This window comes from Stenotrophomonas sp. FR024 (assembly GCF_047500745.2).
GTDB lineage: Bacteria > Pseudomonadota > Gammaproteobacteria > Xanthomonadales > Xanthomonadaceae > Stenotrophomonas > Stenotrophomonas maltophilia_A.
Genome location: NZ_JAXAXM020000033.1, coordinates 1 through 22,512, shown reverse-complemented (window position 1 = coordinate 22,512; position 22,512 = coordinate 1). Strand labels below are relative to the sequence as shown.

Annotated in this window: 19 protein-coding genes; 9 read left to right on the top strand and 10 right to left on the bottom strand. The window is 68.0% G+C overall.

Annotated features, from left to right (window positions below; translation table 11 throughout):
- Positions 1–525 precede the first annotated feature (525 nt).
- Positions 526–1,713, top strand: a complete 1,188-nt coding sequence (locus ACMZ91_RS21165) for a benzoate/H(+) symporter BenE family transporter (protein ID WP_414578450.1) — start codon at positions 526–528, stop codon at positions 1,711–1,713.
- Between the two features lie 6 nt (positions 1,714–1,719).
- Here the strand turns inward: ACMZ91_RS21165 and ACMZ91_RS21160 are convergent, their stop codons facing one another.
- The 5 genes from ACMZ91_RS21160 to egtB all read right to left on the bottom strand — a co-directional run bounded on the left by ACMZ91_RS21160 (position 1,720) and on the right by egtB (position 7,045).
- Entirely contained in the window at positions 1,720–2,493 is a 774-nt protein-coding gene (locus ACMZ91_RS21160; RefSeq protein WP_414578448.1) for a DUF2628 domain-containing protein, read from the bottom strand.
- A 49-nt stretch (positions 2,494–2,542) separates the two neighbouring features.
- Entirely contained in the window at positions 2,543–3,409 is an 867-nt protein-coding gene (locus tag ACMZ91_RS21155) for a D-hexose-6-phosphate mutarotase (protein ID WP_071229489.1), read from the bottom strand.
- A 40-nt stretch (positions 3,410–3,449) separates the two neighbouring features.
- The gene (locus tag ACMZ91_RS21150; protein ID WP_414578446.1) at positions 3,450–4,718 is read right to left on the bottom strand and encodes a lytic murein transglycosylase; all 1,269 of its coding nucleotides are present in this window, start codon (positions 4,716–4,718) and stop codon (positions 3,450–3,452) included.
- 84 nt (positions 4,719–4,802) lie between these two features.
- Positions 4,803–5,777 (bottom strand): L-histidine N(alpha)-methyltransferase, encoded by a 975-nt coding sequence (gene egtD / locus ACMZ91_RS21145; protein WP_414578445.1) that lies wholly within the window; start codon positions 5,775–5,777, stop codon positions 4,803–4,805.
- Positions 5,774–7,045 carry an ergothioneine biosynthesis protein EgtB gene (egtB, locus tag ACMZ91_RS21140; RefSeq protein WP_049460680.1) on the bottom strand — a complete coding sequence of 424 codons (1,272 nt, stop codon included), beginning with the start codon at positions 7,043–7,045 and terminating at the stop codon, positions 5,774–5,776. Before egtB ends, egtD begins: the two co-directional genes overlap by 4 nt.
- Before the next feature lie 150 nt (positions 7,046–7,195).
- On the opposite strand from egtB, the gene ACMZ91_RS21135 reads away from it, so the two are divergent.
- A complete protein-coding gene (locus ACMZ91_RS21135; protein WP_414578443.1) occupies positions 7,196–8,476 on the top strand; it encodes a GGDEF domain-containing protein in 1,281 nt (426 codons plus the stop codon).
- A 3-nt stretch (positions 8,477–8,479) separates the two neighbouring features.
- Here the strand turns inward: ACMZ91_RS21135 and ACMZ91_RS21130 are convergent, their stop codons facing one another.
- Positions 8,480–8,872, bottom strand: coding sequence for a YchJ family protein (locus tag ACMZ91_RS21130; protein WP_049460684.1), 393 nt, complete (start codon positions 8,870–8,872; stop codon positions 8,480–8,482).
- A gap of 102 nt (positions 8,873–8,974) precedes the next feature.
- Between ACMZ91_RS21130 and ACMZ91_RS21125 the strand changes: the two genes are divergently transcribed.
- Positions 8,975–9,754 (top strand): sulfite exporter TauE/SafE family protein, encoded by a 780-nt coding sequence (locus ACMZ91_RS21125; protein ID WP_049460691.1) that lies wholly within the window; start codon positions 8,975–8,977, stop codon positions 9,752–9,754.
- Between the two features lie 46 nt (positions 9,755–9,800).
- Here the strand turns inward: ACMZ91_RS21125 and ACMZ91_RS21120 are convergent, their stop codons facing one another.
- From ACMZ91_RS21120 to folE, 4 genes are all read right to left on the bottom strand, one after another.
- Positions 9,801–13,181, bottom strand: coding sequence for an ATP-binding protein (locus tag ACMZ91_RS21120; RefSeq protein WP_049460686.1), 3,381 nt, complete (start codon positions 13,179–13,181; stop codon positions 9,801–9,803).
- A gap of 16 nt (positions 13,182–13,197) precedes the next feature.
- On the bottom strand, positions 13,198–13,899 hold the full coding sequence (locus ACMZ91_RS21115; RefSeq protein WP_164139053.1) for a DUF4194 domain-containing protein: 702 nt from the start codon (positions 13,897–13,899) through the stop codon (positions 13,198–13,200).
- On the bottom strand, positions 13,886–15,355 hold the full coding sequence (locus ACMZ91_RS21110) for a DUF3375 domain-containing protein (protein ID WP_032130217.1): 1,470 nt from the start codon (positions 15,353–15,355) through the stop codon (positions 13,886–13,888). Before ACMZ91_RS21110 ends, ACMZ91_RS21115 begins: the two co-directional genes overlap by 14 nt.
- A 112-nt stretch (positions 15,356–15,467) precedes the next feature.
- A complete protein-coding gene (folE, locus tag ACMZ91_RS21105; protein WP_004141296.1) occupies positions 15,468–16,079 on the bottom strand; it encodes a GTP cyclohydrolase I FolE in 612 nt (203 codons plus the stop codon).
- Positions 16,080–16,747: 668 nt separating this feature from the next.
- On the opposite strand from folE, the gene ACMZ91_RS21100 reads away from it, so the two are divergent.
- The 6 genes from ACMZ91_RS21100 to ACMZ91_RS21075 all read left to right on the top strand — a co-directional run bounded on the left by ACMZ91_RS21100 (position 16,748) and on the right by ACMZ91_RS21075 (position 22,392).
- A complete protein-coding gene (locus ACMZ91_RS21100; protein WP_012481667.1) occupies positions 16,748–17,203 on the top strand; it encodes a MarR family winged helix-turn-helix transcriptional regulator in 456 nt (151 codons plus the stop codon).
- A 108-nt stretch (positions 17,204–17,311) separates the two neighbouring features.
- On the top strand, positions 17,312–17,521 hold the full coding sequence (locus ACMZ91_RS21095) for a DUF1656 domain-containing protein (RefSeq protein ID WP_010487502.1): 210 nt from the start codon (positions 17,312–17,314) through the stop codon (positions 17,519–17,521).
- Positions 17,518–18,435, top strand: coding sequence for an efflux RND transporter periplasmic adaptor subunit (locus ACMZ91_RS21090; protein ID WP_032973896.1), 918 nt, complete (start codon positions 17,518–17,520; stop codon positions 18,433–18,435). The genes ACMZ91_RS21095 and ACMZ91_RS21090 overlap by 4 nt, the downstream gene beginning before the upstream one ends.
- Positions 18,432–19,892: an efflux transporter outer membrane subunit gene (locus ACMZ91_RS21085; protein ID WP_414578605.1), complete on the top strand. Its 1,461-nt coding sequence runs from the start codon at positions 18,432–18,434 to the stop codon at positions 19,890–19,892. The genes ACMZ91_RS21090 and ACMZ91_RS21085 overlap by 4 nt, the downstream gene beginning before the upstream one ends.
- A 3-nt stretch (positions 19,893–19,895) precedes the next feature.
- The gene (locus ACMZ91_RS21080) at positions 19,896–21,935 is read left to right on the top strand and encodes an FUSC family protein (protein ID WP_414578603.1); all 2,040 of its coding nucleotides are present in this window, start codon (positions 19,896–19,898) and stop codon (positions 21,933–21,935) included.
- 61 nt (positions 21,936–21,996) lie between these two features.
- On the top strand, positions 21,997–22,392 hold the full coding sequence (locus ACMZ91_RS21075) for a hypothetical protein (RefSeq protein WP_414578601.1): 396 nt from the start codon (positions 21,997–21,999) through the stop codon (positions 22,390–22,392).
- Positions 22,393–22,512: the final 120 nt, after the last annotated feature.

Genomic DNA, 22,512 nt, shown 5'->3' with positions numbered 1-22,512 from the left:
TCATCCTTCCTGCAGGCGCCTTCACAAGATACCTGCGCATACTTTCAAAGATCCGGGGAAGTGGCCTCAGCGCCGTTCCCGTGTGCTGCGAAGTTTCCTTCGTAGCGAGCCGCCCATTATAGCCGGCTTTTCCGCTTCGTCAACACCTTTTTTCAAGGCCGTCTCACCGGGGTGGACGTTGTTGCCGATGCCGCTTCGTCGTTGGACCCGAGGGTCTTTCGTCGTTGCGAGCCGCCTATTATGCCGGACTTTTCGAGTCCGTCAACACCTTCGTTCGATCATCTCGTTCGGCGGTGGCGGCGTTGCTGTCTGCGTGCCGTTTCCGAAGAAGCGGTGCGCTGCAGCAAGGGAGCGAATTCTAGAGATCCTGCAGATTTCGTCAAGCATTTTTTTGCAGGGTGATGACAGAACCAAGGCAACGTCACGCATGACATACGCTCGAAGATAACTGTGGCGTTGACCGCGCGTTGCGCGGTCAACGCCACAAGGGCTATCAATGCACGGATGCACAGTGGAGAGACGGCAATGAACATGCAGGTGCGGCAAGCGTGGTGGCGCGACCTTTCAGTACCGGCCCTCGTTGCCGGCTTCATTACTGTGCTGGTCGGCTTCGCCAGTTCGGCCGTCATCGTGTTCCAGGCTGCACAAGCTGTCGGTGCCAACCAGGCGCAGATCGCTTCATGGATGTGGGCACTGGGACTGGGCATGGGTGTCACCTGCATCGGGCTGTCACTGCGCTATCGGGTACCGGTGGTGACCGCATGGTCGACACCGGGCGCGGCGATGCTGGTGGTCGGTGCCGGCGGCGCATCTCTTTCCGAGGCCACCGGTGCATTCCTGCTCGCTGCGGTTCTGGGCATGCTGGCTGGCTTCTCCGGCATCTTCGCCCGGTTGATGCAACGGGTACCGATGGCGCTGGCCGCCGGCATGCTGGCCGGGGTGCTGCTGCGCTTCGGTCTGGACGTGTTCGTGGCCATGAACACCCAGATGGTACTGGCGCTGGCCATGTTCGCCACGTGGCTGGCCGGACGCCGCCTGTTCCCGCGCTATGCGGTCATCGCCACCCTGCTGGTCGGCATCGCGGTTGCGGCCAGCCGTGGCCTGCTGCACGCACAGCAGGTGCAGCTGCAACTGGCGGTACCGCAATGGGTGACCCCATCCCTGTCCTGGACCGCGGTGGCCGGCATCGGCCTGCCCCTGTTCGTGGTCACCATGGCCTCGCAGAACATTCCGGGCGTGGCGGTGATGCGGGCATCCGGCTACGACGCCCCGGTGTCGCCGCTGATCGGCTGGATCGGTGTGGTCAATACACTACTGGCGCCGTTCGGTGCGTACGCGCTGAACCTGGCGGCAATCACCGCCGCGATCTGCATGGGCCGTGATGCACATGAAGACCCGGCACGACGCTATACCGCCGCCATGGCGGCAGGTGCCTTCTACATCGTCATCGGACTGTTCGGTGCCACCGTGGCCGCACTGTTCGCTGCCTTCCCCAAGGAGCTGGTGGCCTGCGTGGCCGGTATCGCGCTGTTCGGCACCATCGCCAACAGCCTGGCCAGTGCGCTGGCGGTAGAGCGGGACCGCGAGGCGGCACTGGTCACCTTCCTGGTCACCGCCTCGGGCGTCTCACTGGCCGGCATCGGCTCGGCGTTCTGGGGCCTGGTGGCCGGTGCGCTGTGCCTGCTGGTGCTGCGGCCCCGTCAGGGACGCTGACCTGCCCTACCCCGCCAATGCGGCGCCGACGGTGCTCAGCACCACCGCGATGACGATGGCGATCAGTGTGGCGACCACGCTGGTGCCGCCGCGCGCGGTCAGCTCGCTGCGCAGCCGTGCGTCATCGCCGCCGGTGACGGCACGGGCCTGGGCGATCAGTCGCTGGCAGTGTGCCAGGTACCAGCTGTTGCCGAAGATGCCGGTGGTGATGCTGAGCGCGAAGGTGATGACCAGTGACAGGCCATCCGGCACATCCAGCAAGGTCTCCACCACACTGATCAGCAGCAGCAGGCCAGCCCACATCGCCGCCAGGCGGTACATCCTGCGGTACATCATCCAGATCAGGCCGAGCAGGAATGCCGGCCAGTGCCAGGTGCCGCTGCCCGTGGCGATGCCCTGATCCAGCCGCCAGCGCTGGCGATAGATCGGGAAGTTGCCACCGACCACGCTGGCGTACAAGGCCATCTCGCCCTCCAGCCCGGCAGCCGCAGCCACATCCGGTGCAGCGACCGGCGCACGATAGGGGTCGGACGGATCGCCGACGCTCGGCGCAATGCCCTCAGCCGCAGGCGCTGCGTCGATATCCAGGACCGGAGCCACCTCGACCTGCGTTGAGGCCTGATCCAGCTCCGCCAACGGCCGCCACGAGGGCATGCCCTCGCACCAGAGCAGCGTTCGCGCCGTGACCGTCCCTTCCCGCTGCAGCTGGCGAAGACCGGCCAGATCCACCGGCCCACTGCTCTGCCTGCCATTGGCGTACCACCATTGTGCTTCCTGCATGTTTTCCGTCCTTGCTACTGCATCGACAAACTGAAACCGCTGCCAGCGCCTACAGCGCGGTACTGGCCAGGGTCTGCACCAGTTGATGGCGCTCACCCGGCGCAAGCGTAATCTGCTCCGGGCCTGCGTTGGCCACTTCCAGGCAAACGTAATCGTGCCAGCCATCGCCGACATCGGCCATTTTCGCTGCCGCCTCCGCACCGGGATTCCAGGCCACCAGCGTCTGGCTGCCTTCGCTGCGGATCTCGATCCGCCGCTGCAGTACGGGATCACGCAGCACGTAATGGCCGCCGGCACCGGTATAGATGCGATCGCTGCGACCGGGGTCACGCGGATCGCGCAATGACCACGGTCCCTGTTGCAGGCGCAGCTGCGCATAGTCCTCGTACTTGTCCAGGTACTGCAGGCCATCAAGGCCCTCGACCTCGACCTGGTTGGCATCGCCCACCCGGAAATAGCTGTGCAGGGCCTGGGTGAAGGTCACCGGCGAGGTTCCGGTGTTTTCGGTGACGAGCTGCTGACGCAGCTGGCGGCCGATGCGCAACTGCATCTGCAGGCGCAGGCCGGGATCGGCGCAGGGTGCAGGTGCCAACTGCAGCTCGACCTCACCGTCATCGCTCTGGCTGGCCTGCAGAAGCTCCCAACGCGCGGTGCGCACCAGGCCATGCGCGGGCACATCATTGTTCTGGCCCTGGCGGCCGAACCACGGCCAGCACACCGGGACGCCACCGCGGATGGGCGTGGGCAGCTCGGCGCGCGTGGGCGAAAGCCACAGTACATCGGGCTGCCCATCGGGAATGAACGACAGCAGCTGTCCGCCGAACACGCTGATGACCGCCGTCGCGCTGGGGGTGCGCACGTGCCAGGCCTCCAGCCCGTGATACAGGCCGCTGCTGATGTCCGGATCCGACTGCATGCGATGACGCTCCTTGAAGACCGCGGCGATGATGTCGCGGTCAGCGTGCCTGGGGCAAGGCCTTCTGCGCAGCGGGTGCGATGGCGGCCGCCTCTTCCTGCAGCGCGCGCAGGATGCGTTGGCCGGCACGCCCATCGGCATTGGCCCAGCCCAGGCGCTGCTGCTCGGACTGGATCGCGCGACGGGTGGCGGTACCGATCATGCCGTCGGCGGTACCGATGTCGTGGCCACGCGCCAGCAGCAGGGTCTGCAGCTGACGGCGTTCATCACGGCCGATGCCGGGATCATCCGTCGGCCAGGCGGTAGCCAGCCCGTTGCCGCCACGCAGCTGGTCGGCCAGCGTGGCGATCGCCAGCGCATAGCTTTCGGCGGCGTTGTAGCTGTAGATCGCGTCATAGTTGCGGAACACCAGCAGCGCCGGACCCTTGATCCCTGCCGGCAGCAGCAGGGCGGCGCGCGCATCCGCCGGCAGGTTGGCCGGAGCCAGCACACTGCCATCCAGCGCGGTCAGGCCCTGCGCACGCCAGTCGGCCAGGGCGCGACGCTGGGTACGTCCGGCCTGGCTGGCGTTGAAGCCAGCGGGAACAAGAACTTCCATGCTCCACGGCTCGCCACTGCGCCAGCCGGCGCGCTTGAGGTAGTTGGCAGTGGAGGCCAGCGCATCGGGAATGCTGCCGACCAGATCGCGGCGGCCATCGCCATCACCGTCCACGGCGATGCGTGCGTAGGTGCTGGGCATGAACTGCGTATGCCCGAAGGCACCGGCCCAGGAACCGGTGAGGCCCTGTGCCTGCAGGTCGCCGCGGTCGATCAGCTTGAGCAGTGCCAGCAATTCACCGCGGAAGAAGGGTTGGCGACGGCCGGCGCAGGACAGCGTGGCCAGTGACTGCAGCAGGGGGCGCTTGCCGAACACGCGGCCGTAGTCGCTCTCCACGCCCCAGACCGCGACGATGGTGGCGGCATCGACACCGTACTGCGCCGACACCCGATCGAGCAGGTCGCGATGCTGCTCCAGCATGGCGCGACCATCAGCCACGCGCTGGCGATCGACCAGCGCGGCCAGGTAGTCCCAGATCGGCGTGGTGAATTCCGGCTGCGCATCGAGCAGGCCAAGCACACTGGGGTCCGGGGTGAGCCCGGCGGTGATTTCGTTGAAGCGCTCGGCGCTGATGCCCTGGCTGGCGGCCGTGGCCTGCAGGCCCGAAAGACAGCGGCTGAAGGCCGGATCGACACTTGCATCCGGTGCTGCAGGCAGCGCGGGGGGCGAGGCGAGAGCGGCCGCCAGGCCGAGGGTGGTCAGAATGGGCATGGCGTCCTCCGTGTTGCCGTTGCACGGCCATCTTAGGGGTAGCGGTGCTGCAGAACCTGAAGGGGTACCGGCTGGCCGGCCGCCCTAGATGGTGCGCAGCAGGCGCAGGCCATAGGCGGGACTGTCGGCGTCCCAGCGCTGCATGACCTGCAGGCCCGCCTGCTGCAGCAGCGCTTCGAAGCTGCCGTCGGTGTACTTGTGGCTGTACTCCACGCGGATCGGTTCGTCGGCGGCAACGTGGAAGCTGCGGCCATCCAGATGCACATCCTGCGCCCAGCGGCTGACCAGATCGGTTTCGATGCGCAGCCGCGCGGTGCTGTAGCAGGCACGGTGGTGGAAGCCGTCGAGGTCGAAGTCGCTGCCGATCTCGCGGTTGAGCCGGGCCAGCAGGTTGAGGGTGAATGCGGCAGTGACGCCCTGCGCATCGTTGTAGGCCGCTTCGATCAGCGCCGGGTCCTTGTGCAGATCGATGCCGACCAGGGCCAGGCCGTCGCGGCCCATCGTCTGGCGCATCGCCCGCAGCAGTGCGACCGCGTCTTCGCCTTCAAAGTTGCCCAGCGTGGAACCGGGGAAGAACAGCAGCCGTCGCGCGGGTTCGCGCTCGGGCATGGGAACGGCGACGGGGCGGGTGAAGTCGGCACAGACCGGCAGCATCTCCACCTCCGGCAACGCCGGCGCCAGATGATCGATGCTGGACAGTAGCGCGGCCCGCGAGATCTCGATCGGCGTATAGGCCACCGGGTCGTGAAGTGCGGCCAGCAGCAGCGCGGTCTTGCGTCCGCTGCCGCTGCCCAGCTCCACCACGTGCAGACGCGGGCCAACGCTGCGGGCGATGTCCGGCAGCACACGCTTCAGCAGGGCCAGCTCGGTGCGCGTGGGGTAGTACTCGGGGGTCTGCGTGATCTGCTCGAACAGGCGCGAGCCACGCGCATCGTAGAAGTACTTGGACGGCAGCTGCCGCGGCGTACGTGAGAGCCCGGCCACCACGTCGGAGAGGATCTGCTGCCGCCCGGGGGTGAGATCGGTCAATGCCTGCAGCGCGTTATGCACGGTGCTCATGTGAGGTCCCTGGCCAGGCGCAGCCCGGAGAACTGCCAGCGCGCCGGCGGCATGAAGAAGTTGCGGTAGCTGGCGCGCACATGGCCGCGGGGTGTCGCGCAGCTGCCGCCACGCAGCACCCACTGCCCGCACATGAACTTGCCGTTGTACTCACCGAGGTTGCCGGCGAAGGGACGGAAGCCCGGATAGGCGCCATACGCGCTGTGGGTCCACTCCCAGACATCGCCGAACAGCTGCCGCATTCCACTGCCCTGCGCTGCCAGCGGGTGCAGCCGGTCGTCGTCAGCGAAATGGCCGCGCAGCGGCTGCGACGCAGCGGCGGCTTCCCATTCGTACTCGCTGGGCAGGCGCGCGCCGGACCAGCGGGCGCAGGCATCGGCCTCGTAGTAGCTGAGGTGGCAGACCGGCGCGTGCGGATCCAGTTCGCGCCAACCGCCCAGGGTGTACTCGCGCTGCAGGGCGTCATCCCAGTACAGCGGGTGCTGCCAGCCCTCGGCTTCGCGCAGCGCCCAGCCTTCGCTGAGCCACCAGCGCGGTTCACGGTAGCCGCCGGCGTCGATGAAGGCCCGATACTCGGCATTGCTGACGGGACGCTCGGCCAATGCGTGCGCGGGGAGCAGCACGCGGTGCGCTGGCGATTCGTTGTCGTAGGCGAACGCGGCCTGCTGCGGCCATGCCGCGGCGCCGACGGTGACGATGCGCTCGGGTGATTCGATCCAGCCCTGCGCACTGGCAGCGCTGGTGGCAGGCTGCAGGTCCTCGCGGTAGGTGGGCTGCAGCGGGTTGCACCAGAACGCATGCTTGATGTCGGTGAGCAGCAGCTCCTGGTGCTGCTGCTCGTGCTGCAGGCCCAGCTGCAGATGTTGCAGTGCCTGTTCATCGAGATCGCCCGCCGCCAACCGCGATTGCACCTGCGCATCGACCTGCTGGCGGTAGTCGCGCACCTGCTGCAGCGAGGGCCGCGACAGCAACCCGCGCTGTGGCCGCGCATGCGCCGGGCCGATGCTCTTGTAGTAGCTGTTGAACAGGTAGTCCCAGGCAGGGTCATGCGCCGGTGCAGGTGGGAAGCCGGCCAGCACGAAGCGTTCGAAGAACCAGGTGGTGTGAGCCAGGTGCCATTTGCTCGGGCTGGCGTCAGCCATGCTCTGCAGCATGGCGTCCTCGGCGCTGAGCGGCGCGGCCAGCTGCAGGCTGCGCGTCCGTACATGGGCGAACTGGCGGGCGAGATCGTGCTGCGGGGCAGCGACGGCGGCGGGTACGCTGTCCATGTGGGCAGCATCGGCGCTGGACGGTGAGTGCGACGTCATGGTTCGGCGTCACTTCGTTCACATGGATGAGCCTGCCGCATTCAAGAAGCCACCACGAACGCCGCTAACGGCAATGCTGCGGCCGCGTCGTCACCGCGCTGGAATTCCTGCTTGCCCCTGCATCCGCTCCGCCAGCCTGCGCATTACCTGTTCGTGCTGCCTGCCGTGCTGGTTGCCGTGGTGGTGTGGACCGCATTGGATACCGCAGACGTAGCCAGCCCGGCGCAGCGCATCCTGCCCTGGCTGCTGGCCTGCCTCGGTGCCGGCCTGGCCCTGCTCTACCACCAGGTGCGCACGTTGTGCCTGCTGATGGTTGTGGCGGTGATGTTCGCGCTGCTGCACCAGGACGTCGCTGGCTACCTGCGCAATGGCCATGTCACCACGCTGACACCGCTGCGCTTCCACGCCATCTCGGCCTGGTTGCCGCTGTTGTCTGCCGGCCTTGCGTTGTGGCCGGAGCGCGGACGGCGGCGCCAGGACCTGCTGCTGCGCGGTATTGCCATCGGCACCGCGGTGATGATCTTCCTGCTGCTAGCCACACAGCAGCCGCGCGGCATGCACGATCTGCTGTCGAACCGTCACTGGGCCTGGATTCCCGCCGACTGGAACGCGCTGGCGCAGCTGCCGGCGCTGCTGTTCCTGCTGGCGACCGCAGCGTTGGGCTGGCAGGCGTGGCGGCACCCGCGCCCACTGCATACGGCGATGCTGCTGGCCCTGCTGTGCCTGTGGTGGATGCTGCCACGGGTGTTCCTGCACCCGGTGCTGCTACCGGCGCTGAGCAGTGCCGCCCTGCTGCTGATGCTGGGTGCGATGCTGCAGGAGTCCTCCCACATGGCCTTCCGCGATGAGCTGACCGGCCTGCCCGGACGCCGGGCATTCAACGAGACCCTGCAGCGGGCACGCGGCACCTACAGCATCGCGATGGTGGACGTGGACCACTTCAAATCATTCAACGACACCCATGGCCACGACACCGGAGACGATGTACTGCGCCTGGTGGCCTCGCGGCTGGCGCGGGTGGGCGATGGTGGCCGTGCATTCCGCTATGGCGGTGAGGAGTTCGCGGTGGTGTTCCTGGACCGCCCTGCGGCGGCCTGCATGGATGCCGTGGAGGCGCTGCGGCAGAGCATCGAGGAGACCCGCATGCAGCTGCGCGACCGCAGCACCCGCAGCCGCGATGACGAAGCCGGCCGCCAGCAGCGCGGACGCGGTGGCAGCGGCCAGGTGGTACAGGTGACGGTGAGCATCGGCCTGGCCGACAGCCATGTGGATCCGCGCCCGATGGCAGTGGTCAAGGCCGCCGACCAGGCGCTGTACGTGGCCAAGGACGGGGGGCGCAACCAGGTGCACGCGCACGGCGGTCAGCGCGTGCTGGCCGTGCGTGGCGGCTGAGGCTCAGACCGCGTCGAGGTAGTACCAGCGGCCGTCGATGCGCTGGAAGCGGCTGTGTTCGGTCATCTTGACCGCACTACCGCCGCCGATGCGATAGCGCGCGGTGAAGCGGACATCGGCGCTGTCAGCACCGGTGACGGTGTGCTCGTGCACGGTCAGGCCCAGCCAATGGGTACGCTGGCCGGGCGCATCATCCAGCGACAACTCGGCCGGACGCGTGTCCGGATGCCAGCTCTGGCGCAGGTAGTCAGCCAGACCGCGCACGTAGGCGCTATAGCGCGAACGCATCAGGCGCTCGGCATCGGGCGCGGGTTCACCGGCGTGGAAACGGCCGCAGCAGGCGGCATAGTCGGCGGGCAGGCCACAGGGACAGGGATCGGCGGGCTTTCGGCTCATGCCGGCATTGTCGCCGGGTTGCGCGGATTGATCCACGCGCGGCACGGGCCAGCTGAAGCAGGACAGGCGTATGCTGTCGCGCCCCCACCTTGATTGATCGCCGTGCTGGAACTGGTTCCCCCTGAGTTGTGGTGGCTGGTGGTGATCGCCTTCATCGCCGGCCTTGTGGATGCCGCCGTGGGTGGCGGTGGCCTGGTGCAGCTGCCCGGCCTGTTCACGGTGCTGCCGCAGCAGACGCCGGCGATGCTGTTCGGTACCAACAAGTTCAGTTCGATGTTCGGCACCGGTGCGGCTGCCTGGCGCTATGCGCGCAACGTGCGCTTCCCGTGGAAGCCGGTGCTGTTCGCGGCCGGCACCGCCTTCATCTTCTCCTTCGCCGGGGCCACCGCGGTGAGCCTGCTGCCCAAGGACGCGGTGCGCCCACTGGTGCTGGTGCTGCTGATCGCGATGCTGGCCTACACGTTGTGGAAAAAGGACTTCGGCGCGCTGCACCGGCCGCAGGAAGTCGGCCGCCGCGAGCTGGTGATCGCGCTGGCGATCGGTGCGGCGATCGGCTTCTACGATGGTTTCTTCGGGCCGGGCACCGGCAGCTTCCTGATCTTCCTGTTCGTGCGCTTCTTCGGCCTGGATTTCCTGCGCGCGTCGGCCGCGTCGAAGGTGGTGAACCTGGCGACGAATGTTGCAGCGATCTCGTTCTTCGTGCCGACCGGCAACATCCTGTGGCTGTTCGCGCTGCCGATGGCGGCGGCCAACATCATCGGTTCGGTGGTGGGCACGCGGTTGGCGCTGAAGGGCGGCACGCCGTTCATCCGCAAGCTGTTCGTGGGGCTGGTGGTGGTGCTGATCGCGCGGATGGCGTGGGATACGTTGCGCGGAGCGTGAGTGCGGTTGCCGGCCGCTGGCCGGCATTCCCATTCAATCGGCCGGGTCAGGCCTCGGCTTCTTCCGGTTCGTTGGCCTGCTGGCGGCTGCGCTCGGGCAGCTTCAGGCGCTTGCCTTCTTCGTCGTACTCGATCAGCAGCACGCCGGAGTCGTGGCGGCCGCTGATTTCGACGAAGCAGGCGCCACCGATGAACGGCTCCAGCGTCATCACCGACTTCAGCGGGGTGGCCACCACCATCTGGAAGCCGAAGTTGTCGAAGATGTTCATCGCCAGTGCGGTGAACTCGTTGTCGGCCTTGTCGAAGGCTTCGTCAAGCACGACCGCGGCGTAACTGGGCAGCTGGCTGTCGGCACCGCCAAGCTGGTAGCGCAGCGCTGCCGCCAGGCAGGTGGTAGCCAGCTTCTGGCGCTGGCCGCCGGACTTGCCGGCGCCGCTGCGGTAGATCTCGACCTGCTGGCGCGTTTCCGCATCCAGCTCGACGCCGATGAACTCCACGTGCATGCGCACGTCCAGCACCAGCTCGCGCCAGCGCTTGTCCTCGCCTTCCTGCGAGCCGAGCCGGTTGACCAGCTGGCGCAGCACGGTGAACTGCGACTCGGCCAGCTCGCGCTGCTCGGTCTGCTGCTGCGACAGCACCTCACGCAGCTGCAGGTGGAATTCGCCGACTTCGGGCAGGCGGCGGTCGCTCAGTTCGATGGTCAGCAGCGTGCCACGGTTGAACGGCACCTGCTCCAGGCTGGCGTTCACTTCGTCCAGGCGCTGGCCGATCGACTTGCGTGCCTCTGCACTGTGGCGCTGCAGGGCCAGCAGGTTGTTCTTGCTCTGGTTCTGCAGCAGATCGAAGAAGCGCTCTTCGTGCTGCGGCAGGCCATCGCGCTCCAGGCGTTCGAGGCGGGCGAGGAAGTCCTCGGCCGAGGCCACCGAGACGGTGAAGTCGCCCGATTCCTCCGGCCACTGCTGGATGAAGCGACGGAAGCAGCCGATCAGCTGGTTCTCGATGCGGTTGAGGTCCTGCTGCGAGGACGACAGCTGCTCGTTCAGCGCGTTGCTGACCTGGCGCATGTGCGCTTCCAGCGTTTCCAGGCTGAGCGGGCCCTGCTCCTGCAGGCGCTCGGCGAGGCCGGCTTCCTGCTCCTGGGCCAGGCTCGGCAGCACCAGCGCACGGCTCTGCTGGCGGGCGCGGTCGAGGCGATCACGTTCCTTGACCAGCTGGCCACGCTCGACACGGACGTCTTCATAGGTGCGGCGGGATTGTTCGATGTCGGCGCGCACGGCGTCGATCTGCTTGGCCAGCTTGGCGAGATCGGCATTGCCTTCGCGCAGGTCGCGCAGGGTGGCTTCGATATCGGTCAGGCGCTGCTGCGGGGCAGCGATGTCGATCTCGTTCCAGCTGATGCTGACCAGCTCGTGGCAGGCCAGGCGACGTTCGTTGTCGCGGTCACGCTGGCCGCGCAGGCGCGCGATGTCGGTCTCGCAGCTGGCGATGCGCTTGGCCAGTTCCTGCGCTTCGCGCTCGAAGGCGCCCACCTTGTCGTGGTTGTTGAAGCCGAGGATCCAGCGGCGACGGTCGCCCACCGCACTGCGGTCGTCCTTCTCGAAACGGTCGCCCGGATGCTTGACCTGGCCTTCGCGGGTGATGCCACGGTCGACGTTGCGCAGCTGCTTGGCATCCACGCATTCGTAGTCAAAGCGCTTGCCGAGCTCGCGCCGCAGCCAGCTTTCGAACACATGCTCGCGCAGCTCCAGCTTGTGCAGCAGCGACTTCGCCGACGGCTCGCGCGCGAACGCATCATCGTTGCGGCGCACGCGGTAGTAGGTGAAGCGCATGCCCAGGTGGGTACGGTTCACCCACTCGGCGACGTCGTTGTAGTGCTTGTCATCGACCAGCAGTGACAACGCGAAGCCGCCCAGCACGCGCTCGATGGCGCCCTGCCAGCCCTGCTCTTCCGAGCGGACCTGGATCAGCTCGCCGACGAACGGCAGCGCCGCTTCAGCGATGCCGGTTTCCTCGGCCAGGCGCGCGCGCAGCTTCTGCATCGGCGCCGGGATGTTGGAGGGCGTGCGCTGCATCGCTTCGAGTTCGCTGCGCACTTCACCGAAGCGGCGCTCGTCATCGCGCTTGCCGCCGAGGCGATCGCTGATCGCATCGTCCAGTGCTGCCGAGGCACGCTGGCGGTCCTGCAGTTCGTTCTGCGCGCGCTCGACCAGCTCGGCGAAACCATGGGCATCGTCGGGCAGTTCGGCCTGCAGCTGCTGTGCCGCCTCCTGGGCCTGGTCACGCTTGGCCTTGCGGCGGTCGCGCTCGGCTTCGGCGCGGCCCTGCTCGCGCTCCAGTTCCTCGATACGCTCACCGCCCTGCTGGCGGCGCTGCAGTTCCAGTTCGGCCAGGCGCTCGGTGTGGTTGTCCAGCGCGGCGCGGCGCTGGGCCTCTTCGCCGAGCAGGCCACGGTCACGCACGTCCATCTCGCGCAGGCGCGCTTCGATCAGCGCCTGGCGGCGGCTTTCGCGGAAGCTGTCGACGCCGAGCTTCAGTGCTTCGTCGTCGCCGCGCTGGCGGTGCATTTCCTTCAGGTCGTTGTAGTAGGCGCGTGCAGGCAGCAGGGTTTCCACCTGACGTCGCGCGGTGACCACGGCCTGGTGCGCGCCATCGAGCTCGGCGAAGTCGCTGACCAGGCGCTCGGCGGCGTCGAAGGTCTTCGGCGTGTCGAGCATGAAGTCGCGCAGGAAGACGTTGAGGTCGCCCAGGTTCTTCGCCGACTGCGTCTTGTGCAGCAGGCGCAGCGCCATCTCGTTGTCGATGCCGAGCAGGTCGCGGAAGCGCTCGGCGTAGCCGGAGAAGGTGTCGAAGTGGTGCAGGTCGGACAGCTTCTGCTTGAGCTTGCGCAGGTCCAGGTCGAAACCGCCAAGATCCTTGGCGATGTCGAACGGGCGCTCGGCAATCATGTAGTGCTTGCGCACGTCACCGGCCGAGGTGCCGTTGCCGGAGATCCACAGCAGGCGCACCAGGCTGACCACGCGGCCATCGCCGGCGCGGTATTCCAGCACCAGTGCGGTCCAGGTCGCGCCCTTGCGCAGGTACTGGGTGGCGATTTCGCCGGTGCCGCTGTCCTGCTGGTCGGCCCACGCGCCACGCACGTAGGACACCAGGTTGCGGTCGCGGCCGCTGCGCTCGGCTTCACGCGCGGCGGCGTTGAAGTCGACGATGGCCGGCGGCGTCAGCAGCGCGGACATGGCGTCGAGCAGGGTCGACTTGCCCGAGCCGGAACGGCCGACGAACAGGAAGCCGCGCTCGGCGATCGGCACTTCGGTCAGGCCGTTGAAGGTGCCCCAGTTGTGCACCTGCAGGCGGCGCATGCGGAACTGCTGCAGGCGCGGGTCCGGCAGGCCTTCGTTGAACAGTGCGGGAGTGTGCTTGGAGATAGCCATGCGATGGTCGGGTCTCTCAGGCCTCGGCGGCCGGGGTTTCGCGCAGCTGGCGGTACACCGCCGAAAGCTGGGACACGTCTTCGGCGGAGAACAGCAGCTTCAGCGCCGGCGAGACTTCGTGGCGGTCTTCCTGGCCGCTGAGGCGGGTCAGGATGTGGTTGTCCTTCATCTTCTGCACCGCCGAGGCGACGCGGCGGTTGAAGCCGGCGCGGTCGGTGGACAGGTTCTTCTCGTAGATGGCCAGCGCTTCGGCCATCTCGGCGTCGGCGACCACCGCGCGGTTGCCGCGCGCATCGGCCTCGGCCAGCTGCTGGCGCAGGTACAGCAGCAGCACCGAATCGATGAAGGTCAGCGGCGAGGTGCGCAGCAGCACCGGCGCATCCACGTCTTCGGTGTCGGCCTGGCGGGTGAACGCCACGCCGCTGTCACGGTCGAGCACCAGTTCCAGGAACAGGTCCGCCAGCGCCGAGCGGATGGCCGCCTCGCTGCGGATCAGCGCCGGCCACAGTTTGGCGTGGCGCAGCTGGTCGATGCTGGGGCCGATCAGCAGCTGGCACAGCGCGCGGCGTGCATCCAGCGGCAGGCGCCCGGTATCGCCGAGGTAGTACACGTCGTTGCCACGGCGGGGCTGCGCCACGGCCGCCACCGGCTCGGCTTCGTAGGCGTCTTCCGCCACGTCGGCCTGCGCTGCGTCGATGGGATCTTCATGCCAGCTCATGGCGTCTCTCCTGGGTAAACCAAACCAGCGGGATGCGGGCGCGACGGATCTGGCCGTCGCCACCACGCCATTCGGCAAGCTCCTGCTCGCCGGCGATCACGTTGCCGAAGCGCGTGCCCAGCGACAGGTAGCCGATGACGCTGCCCAGGCCCTGCGGCGCTTCACGCTGCGACAGCGCCTGGGCGATGCTGAGCCGCGGCTGTGCATCGAGCAGGTCGTGCAGGTCGCGGCGCAGGGTGCGGAAGTCGATTTCGGACGAAGCGACCAGATCGCCGACGCTTTCCAGGCTGATCGCGGCCGCGTCGTTGTACTCGACGTTGCCATCGACCTGGGCGCTGCGTGGATCGTGCAGCCTCCACTGCGACCACGAGCGCAGGCGGCTGGTGGTCAGCTGCAGGTCACGGCCGATGCCGCGCTGTGCGGGGAACTCGTCGCGCAGGGCCAGTGCTTCGGACTGCGCCTGCTTCAGCAGCTGGTTGAGGCGGCGCTGTTCCAGGTAGCCACGGCTCTGCACGAAGCCACGCAGGCTGCGCGCGAAGTTCTGCAGCACATCGTGCACCTGGCCACCGCGCTCGAGCATGGTGCTGGTAAAGCCGCGCAGGAAGTTGCGCTCGTTGCGGTCCAGGCGGCGCGCGAAACCACGCGCCAGCACCGCTTCCAGCGCAGCATCGAGCTGGGCGCTCTGTTCGGCGTCGTTGAGCAGTCGCCAGAACGCCTGGAAGCTGCGGCCGGCATCGCTCTCGCCGATCACGTCCACGCCTTCGAACAGCTGCGACAGCACATCGCCGCGCTCGCCCTCGTCGTCGATGATGCGTTCGCGGAAATCGCGGTTGAGCTGCTCGAAGTCGTCGCGCACGCGGCGGAAGTCCTCGGTCAGCTCGTCGGCCAGGCCGATGATCTGGCGCGCACGTTCCAGCGCGCGCTTGCCGTCCAGTGCGATCACACGGCCGGCACCAACGCGGGCGATCTCGGCGTCGATGCGGTCGCGCTCGTCGCGCAGCGCCGACAGGCGCGCGTCCGGATCGGATTCGGTCTGCGCGGCCAGCTGCGAGAGCTGTTCGATGACCAGCGCCAGGCGGCTTTCAGTGGCGGCCACGCGGGCCTGCTCGAGGCCATCGGCGAAGCGGATCGCCTGCAGCGCCGCGGTCGACAGTTCGTACTGCTCCTGGTCGGCACCTTCGGGCAGGCGGCGTTCCAGCCAGCCCTGGGCCAGCCAGTGCGCGATGTAGGCCTGCGCGGTACGCGGCAGGTCGCGCGACAGTTCGTCGCCGTTGAGCTGGTCCAGCGCACGTTGCAGGCGCTCGTTGAGCACCGACGACGACAGCGTGCGCTCGCCGTCCATCAGCAGCCCCTGCAGCAGGCCGATGATTTCCGGAGCGTGGTCGGCGGCGAGCAGCTTCCATTGAGGCTGTTCGCGCAGATGGCGGTAACGGGAGATGCGTTCGCGATGCTTCATGCAGCGAAAGGAGTCATGAGGGCTGGCGGGGACGAGCAGCCACGCACGGCGGCCGCGCGGGCAGCCGTGGGCATGCCGGCCCGCAGGGGCCGGCGGAGTGCGGGCAAGCGGCTCAGCGCTTGCCGCCCACTTCGATGAAGCGCAGGAACTCGGCGCGGGTGCGCGCGTCGTCGCGGAAGCTGCCCAGCATCTTGGAGGTGACCATGCTGACGCCGCGCTTGTGGATGCCGCGGGTGGTCATGCATTCGTGGGCACCTTCGACGACCACGCCGACACCGATCGGCTGCAGCACATCCTGGATGCACTGGGCGATCTGCGCGGTCATCTTCTCCTGCACCTGGAAACGGCGGGCGTAGGCTTCGACGACGCGGGCCAGCTTGCTGATGCCCACCACCTTGCCGGCCGGCAGGTAGCCGACGTGCACGCGGCCGATGATCGGCGCCATGTGGTGTTCGCAGTGGCTTTCGTACTCGATGTCACGCAGGACGATCAGCTCGTCATAGCCGGCCACCTCCTCGAAGGTCCGCTCCATGTAGGCGCGCGGGTCGTCGCGGTAGCCGCTGAACCAGTCGCCATAGGCTTCGGCGACACGGCGGGGGGTATCCAGCAGGCCTTCACGGGACGGGTCCTCACCGGCCCAGCGCAGCAGGGTGCGCACGGCATCCTCGGCCTGGTCCTGGGTCACGTCGCCCTGCGGGGCGGCCTTTTCGTTGTTCTTGCTCATTGCGTACAGCGTCCCGAACGGGGGGCGAGCATCGTACCCGACCGGGGGGTGGGTCGTCCTGTTGGGACGGTTCATCGGGGGTCTGGCGGCGCCTGCCTGTTACGGGTCTGGATGGGGAAGGGCGGCAGGGCAGGACACGCCGTAAACCCATCCTTGGGGGCTCGGTCGGCGCATCCATGCGCCTCACGGTCCTGCCCTGCCGCCCTTCCCCATCCCTGACAGTTTCCTGCGGGCGCGGCCGGACCGCCCGAAAGCGGGGTCAAGAGCTGGGTTTCATGGCTTCGGAGAGTACGCAGGCTGCTGCCCTGGTGGGTGCGGACCGTTGGTCCGCCCTGCTTCTGCCTTTAAAGAGCCAACCCACCGCGCCCGCGGGGTGATGGGCGGGCAGCGGGGGCCGGGCGGGGCAGGACCGTCCGCGGCATGGGTCCGAGGCATGCCTCGGGCGGGTTGGGCAGGACGCCCAACGCCGGTCTTGCCGTGTGCGCAGGACGCGCACACGAGCAAGCCGCGGCCGAGCTCCCAAGGATGGGTTCACGGCGCGTCCTGCCCCGCCCGGCCCCCGCTGCCCTACCCGTAGCAACGTGGCGCAACGCTTTCCTCACTACACCCCGCCCATTCAGAAAAACCCATTGATAGGAATGAAATTAGTAGTATCCTATCTATCTCTTATGGACCGACCCCTCGACGAACGCACCGTGCTGCAGATGCAGCTCAGCTCCGGCCTGCTTTACGCAGGGCGGCAGTGGCAGCGCCTGGCCGACAGCCGGCTCGGCAGCTACGGCATCTCCACCGCCTGCACCATGCCGCTGCTGATGATCGGTCGCTCCGGCGGTGGCATCCGCCAGGTGGCGCTGGCCCAGCAGCTGGGCATGGAGGGTCCTTCCCTGGTCCGCCTGCTGGACAAGCTGTGCGCCAGCGACCTGGTCCGCCGCGAGAGCGATGCCAGCGACCGCCGCGCCAACCTGCTGTGGTTGACCGACGCGGGTCACGCGCTGGTCAGCGAGCTGGAAGACCAGTTGATCGGCCTGCGCCAGGACGTGTTCGGCGAGCTTTCCATGGATGAACTGCACGCCGTGCTGAAGGCATGGCGCCTGCTGGCCGAGGCCGCCGACCGCATCACGTAAGAGCGCTGCCCCCGAATACCGCCGCTGCCGTGCACACGCCAGCGGCTTTTGCCCGTTGCTGTTGTTTCGTTGTTCCTCCCCTCCCCCACCTCGCCCCCGCCCCTACCGATGCCCGGTGAATTCAGTCTCCACGGAGTGTTCGTCCCGACCCTGCTCGGGTTGATGTTGTTGGCCTATCTGGTCAACAGCGGCCTGCACGCGCTGCTGCAGCGTGCCGGCGCCTATCGCCATGTATGGCACCCGGCGCTGTTCAACCTGGCGCTGTACGGAATCGTGCTGGGCCTGCTGTTCCACCTCCTGCGTTGGATGCAATCGTGAACAAGATCGTGAAGAAGACCCTGCCGGTGCTGCTCACCAGCGCAGCCGTGATCGTCGCCCTGCTGGTGCTGCGCCAGCTGTGGGTCTATTACATGGATGAGCCGTGGACCCGCGATGCCCATGTCGGCGCCGACGTGGTGCAGGTGGCGCCGGACGTATCCGGACTGGTGGAAACGGTGCAGGTGGCCGACAACCAGGCGGTGAAGAAGGGCGACCTGCTGTTCGTGGTCGACCGTGCCCGTTACCGCATCGCGCTGGAGCAGGCCAAGGCCAGCCTGGGCGAGCGCCAGGCCTCGGTGGCACAGCTGCGCCGCGAGATCGGCCGTGACCGCAGCCTGCAGGACCTGGTCGCCGCCGAGGACGCCGAAGTGCGCCGCGCCAAGCTGCAGGCCGCACAGGCCGCGCTGGCCACCGCACAGGCGGCGGTCGACCTGGCCGAGCTCAACCTGGGGCGCACCGAGGTGCGCGCACCGGCCGATGGCCGGGTCAACGACCGCACCATGCGCGTGGGCGACTACGTGGTGGCCGGCAAGCCGGTGCTGGCGCTGCTGGATACCGGCTCGTTCCGCATCGATGGTTACTTCGAGGAAACCCGCCTGCGTGGCGTGGCCCCGGGACAAGCCGTGGACATCCGCCTGATGGGCGAATCGACCCCGCTGCGTGGCCATGTCGAAAGCATCGCCGCCGGCATCGAGGACCGTTACCGCAGCAATGGCAGCACCCTGCTGCCGAACGTGACCCCGGCCTTCGACTGGGTGCGGCTGGCCCAGCGCATCCCGGTGCGCATCGCCATCGACGAGGTGCCCAAGGGCGTGGAACTGATCGCCGGCCGCACCGCCACGGTGACCGTGGACACCGGCCGCCATCCACACAACGACAAGGCCGGCACCGCGCCGACACAGGCGGGCCTGTGAACGCCGCCCTGCCCCGTCTCGGCCTGATCGTCGCGCTGGCCAGCCTGGCCGCGTGCAGGACCGTCGGCCCGGACTATGCATTGCCGGAGGGCTCGGCGTTCAAGCGCCCGCAGGCCAATGCCGCCTTCATCGATACCCAGAACCCGCAGATCGCCGCCAACCAGGCGCTGCCCGACCGCTGGTGGTCGCTGTACAACGACCCGGTACTGGATGGCCTGATCACCCAGGCGCTGCGCGACAACGTTGAACTGAAAGCCGCCGATGCGCACCTGCGTCGTGCGGCGGCGGTGTACGAACAGGCGCTGGACGCCGGTGGCTTCGAGTACGAGGCCGAGGCCGGCGTCAGCCGCGCGCAGCTGTCGGCCGAATCGTTCCTGCAGGAACACGAGCTGCCGGTGATCAACCTGGCCGATGGCAAGTTCGCGGTCAGCTACCAGTTCGACCTGTTCGGCAAGCTCAAGCGCGGCGCCGAAGCGGCCCGTGCCGACGAGCAGTCGGTCGCCGCGGCACGCGACCTGGCCCAGGTCAGCGTGGTCGCGCAGGTGGCCGACAGCTATCTGGAAATCTGCCACGCCAACCACGAGCTGCACGTGGCCGAGCATTCGCTGCAGCTGCAGCAGCGCAGCCGCACGGTCACCGAGCGCCTGATCGCGGCCGGCCGCGGCACGCCGCCGGAACTGGCCCGCGCCAATGCCCAGGTGGCGCTGCTGGAAGCTGCACTCCCGCCGCTGCAGGCGCAGCGCTCGGCCGCCGCCTATTCGCTGGCCGCGCTGCTGGGGCAGACCCCGGGCCAGCTGCCGGCCGGTGTGATCGACTGTGCGCACGCCCCCAGGCTGGCGCAGCCGCTGCCGGTCGGTGATGGCCGTGCACTGCTGCAGCGTCGCCCGGACGTGCGCCAGGCCGAGCGCAAGCTGGCCTCGGCCACGGCGCGGATTGGTGTCGCCACTGCCGAGCTGTACCCGGACATCCGCCTGGGTGCCTCGCTCGGTGCCGCCGGCCTGCTGGAAGACTTCGGCACGCCGATGACCCAGCAGTGGTCGATCGGCCCGTTGATCTCGTGGACGCTGCCGTCCTCGGGCACCCACGCGCGCATCCACGCCGCCGAAGCGGGTGCCGATGCGGCCCTGGCCGAGTTCGACCACACGGTGCTGCAAGCACTGCGCGAGACCCAGACCGCACTGGACCGCTATGCACAGGACCTGCGCCGGCTGCAGTCGCTGCGCATCGCGCAGGAGCAGGCCGCGCTGGCCGCCGAGCAGAACCGTCGGCTGTACCAGGGCGGCCGCACGCCGTACCTGTCCAGCCTGGATGCCGACCGCAGCCTGGCCACCAGCGATGCCACCCTGGCCGCCGCCGAAGCGCAGGTCTCGCGCGACCAGATCCACCTGTTCCTGGTGCTGGGTGGTGGCTGGCAGGCCAGCGCCGCCGCGCCCAACGCCTCGACCGCAGCGAAGTAAGCCATGAACGCGCTGACCGACCGCCAGGCCTGGCTGTTCTCGATCAAGACCTACCTGGCCGCGGTGGCCGCGCTGTACATCGCCATGGCCGGCAACCTGTCGCGCCCGTACTGGGCGATGGGCACGGTGTACATCGTCAGCCAGCCGCTGCTGGGCCCAACCCGGGCCAAGGGCGTGTACCGCATCGTCGGCACCCTGGTGGCCGGCCTGGCCACCCCGCTGGTGCTGCCGGCTCTGGTGGAGACGCCGCTGGTGCTGAGCGCGGCAATGTCGATCTGGCTGGCCGGCTGCCTGTTCATGGCCCTGCTCAACCGCGGGCCGCGCGGCTACGCGTTCCTGCTGGCCGGCTACACCACCGCCTTCATCGGCTTCCCGGCGGTGACCTCGCCGGAAACCATCTTCGACACGGTGGTGGCACGCAGCGAGGAGATCATCCTCGGCACGGTGGTGGCGGTGCTGTTCGCGTCGCTGCTGTTCCCGGCCTCGGTACGTCCGATGCTGCGCGCGCGCATCGGCAACTGGATGGAGGACGCTGCGCAGTGGTGCCGGCAGATCCTTGAACGTGGCCGCGCGCATGCGCCGCGCAACCGGCTGGCCGCCGACCTGGTGCAGTTCGAGGCGCTGATCGAGTTCCTGCGCCGCGATGATCCACGCCATGCCGGTTCGGCGGTGTCGATGGAGCGCCTGCGCGAGCGCATGCTGCTGCTGTTGCCGGTGCTGTCCTCGATTGCCGACCGCCTGAGCGCGCTGCGCAGCGATGGCCAGGCCCTGCCGGAAGGACTGCCGGCACTGGTCGACGATATCCATGACTGGCTGGACGGGCCGACCAACGCCAGCGAATACGCCCGCCTGCGCGCGCGCATCAGCGCACTGAAGCCGCAGGTGGACCGCGACCTGCAGCACCTGCAGCTGGCCAGCCTGCTGCTGCGCCTGGAGGAACTGGTGGACCTGTGGCAGGACTGCCGCACCCTGCAGCACGCGATCGACCACGGCACCGCGCCGCTGGACCGCGCGCACTACCGCATCCGCACCGAACGCGTGGCCGCCGACAAGCACGTCGACTACGGCATGGCCCTGTTCTCCGCGCTCAGTGCCGGCGTGGCGCTGATGAGCTACTGCGTGCTGTGGATCGCGCTGGGTTGGGAAGGTGGTGGCAACGGCGCGATGATGGCCGCGGTGACCGCTGCATTCTTCGCTGCACAGGACGACCCGGCACCGAGCATGGTGTCGTTCCTGGTGTGGGCGATGGTCGCCTCGGTGGTGGCTGGCGTGTACCTGTTCGGCGTGTTCCCGGCGGTGCACGACTTCGGCCTGCTGGCATTGGTGCTGGCGGTGGCGTTCCTGCCGCTGGGCTTGATGCTGCACCACCCCAAGAGCGCATTGTTCGCGTTGCCGTTGACGGTGAACCTGGCCGCGCTGCTGAGCCTGCAGAACACCTACAGCGCCAACATCCAGACCTTCCTCAACTCGTCGATTGCGATGTTCATCGGCATTGGCTTTGCGGTGGTGATGACCCGCCTGTTCCGTTCGGTGGGTGCCGAGTGGACCGCACGCCGCCTGGTGCGGCAGGGCTGGACCACGCTGGCCGAGGCCGCCGAAGGCCGTGGCCAGCAGGACCGCCAGCGCTTCGCCGCACGCATGCTCGACCTGCTGGGCCTGCTCGCACCGCGCCTGGCAGCGACGCCCGAGGGCAGCGACATCGCGTCGGTGGACATGCTCAACGAGGCGCGCATCGGCCTGAACATCCTGCAGTTGCGTCGCGCACGGCTGGAACTGCCCGAGCGCAGCCGCGAAGCGGTCGAGCACATCCTGGAAGAAATCGCCGTGCATTACCGCCGTCAGATCGCCGCGCGCAAACCGATTGTGGCGGCCGAGGCGCTGCGCGAGCGGCTGGATACCTCGCTGGGCCGGGTCGGCAGCGTGGCCGCCTGCAAGGCGCGCGACGAGGCGCTGATGGGCTTGATCGGCCTGCGCTTCGCGCTGTTCCCGGAGGCGAAGGCGTTGGCGCCGGGGCTGGCGGATGCCAACACTGCATCGGCCTGATAATGAGCACTAGCGCCGGGCGACGCCCGGCAGCCTTTCACCACGCCCGCAGGACGGTTCAATGAGTTACGACATGATGGTGTTCGAGGCCAGCACCGCTCCACGTGAGGCGGCGGCCTTCATCGCCTGGTTCGAGAAGCAGACGCAGTGGAACGAACGCCACGAGTACGACGACCCGGCGGTCAGCAGTCCCGCGTTGCAGGCGTGGTTCGCGGAGATGGCACAGGAATTTCCGCCAATGAACGGGCCGTTGAGCAATGACGACGATGATCGTGCTGAGGTGACCGAGTACAGCATCGGTAGTCAGGTGATCTACGGCGCGTTTGCCTATTCGGTGGCCGAACGTGCGCACGGCTGCGTGCAGGACCTGGCCGAGAAGCACGGTGTGGGCTTCTTCGACGTGAGCGCTGATGAAGCGGCGATCGTTTTCCCCGATGGCCTGGTACTGATCGCGTAGATCCACGCAATGCGTGGATGAACCCCGAAGCGATCAGGACGCTCTTTTGTAGAGTCGAGATCCTATGTTCGTGGTCAAGCCTGCTGGAAGCAGGCTTGACCCACCTTCAGCATCGCCGGA

What these genes read in the sequence shown, in the direction of transcription:
- ACMZ91_RS21165 (WP_414578450.1), top strand. Translation starts at nt 526, where the DNA reads ATGAACATGCAGGTGCGGCAAGCGTGGTGGCGCGACCTTTCAGTACCG.
- ACMZ91_RS21160 (WP_414578448.1), bottom strand. Translation starts at nt 2,493, where the DNA reads ATGCAGGAAGCACAATGGTGGTACGCCAATGGCAGGCAGAGCAGTGGG.
- ACMZ91_RS21155 (WP_071229489.1), bottom strand. Translation starts at nt 3,409, where the DNA reads ATGCAGTCGGATCCGGACATCAGCAGCGGCCTGTATCACGGGCTGGAG.
- ACMZ91_RS21150 (WP_414578446.1), bottom strand. Translation starts at nt 4,718, where the DNA reads ATGCCCATTCTGACCACCCTCGGCCTGGCGGCCGCTCTCGCCTCGCCC.
- egtD (WP_414578445.1), bottom strand. Translation starts at nt 5,777, where the DNA reads ATGAGCACCGTGCATAACGCGCTGCAGGCATTGACCGATCTCACCCCC.
- egtB (WP_049460680.1), bottom strand. Translation starts at nt 7,045, where the DNA reads ATGGACAGCGTACCCGCCGCCGTCGCTGCCCCGCAGCACGATCTCGCC.
- ACMZ91_RS21130 (WP_049460684.1), bottom strand. Translation starts at nt 8,872, where the DNA reads ATGAGCCGAAAGCCCGCCGATCCCTGTCCCTGTGGCCTGCCCGCCGAC.
- ACMZ91_RS21120 (WP_049460686.1), bottom strand. Translation starts at nt 13,181, where the DNA reads ATGGCTATCTCCAAGCACACTCCCGCACTGTTCAACGAAGGCCTGCCG.
- ACMZ91_RS21115 (WP_164139053.1), bottom strand. Translation starts at nt 13,899, where the DNA reads ATGAGCTGGCATGAAGATCCCATCGACGCAGCGCAGGCCGACGTGGCG.
- ACMZ91_RS21110 (WP_032130217.1), bottom strand. Translation starts at nt 15,355, where the DNA reads ATGAAGCATCGCGAACGCATCTCCCGTTACCGCCATCTGCGCGAACAG.
- folE (WP_004141296.1), bottom strand. Translation starts at nt 16,079, where the DNA reads ATGAGCAAGAACAACGAAAAGGCCGCCCCGCAGGGCGACGTGACCCAG.
- ACMZ91_RS21100 (WP_012481667.1), top strand. Translation starts at nt 16,748, where the DNA reads ATGGACCGACCCCTCGACGAACGCACCGTGCTGCAGATGCAGCTCAGC.
- ACMZ91_RS21095 (WP_010487502.1), top strand. Translation starts at nt 17,312, where the DNA reads ATGCCCGGTGAATTCAGTCTCCACGGAGTGTTCGTCCCGACCCTGCTC.
- ACMZ91_RS21080 (WP_414578603.1), top strand. Translation starts at nt 19,896, where the DNA reads ATGAACGCGCTGACCGACCGCCAGGCCTGGCTGTTCTCGATCAAGACC.
- ACMZ91_RS21075 (WP_414578601.1), top strand. Translation starts at nt 21,997, where the DNA reads ATGAGTTACGACATGATGGTGTTCGAGGCCAGCACCGCTCCACGTGAG.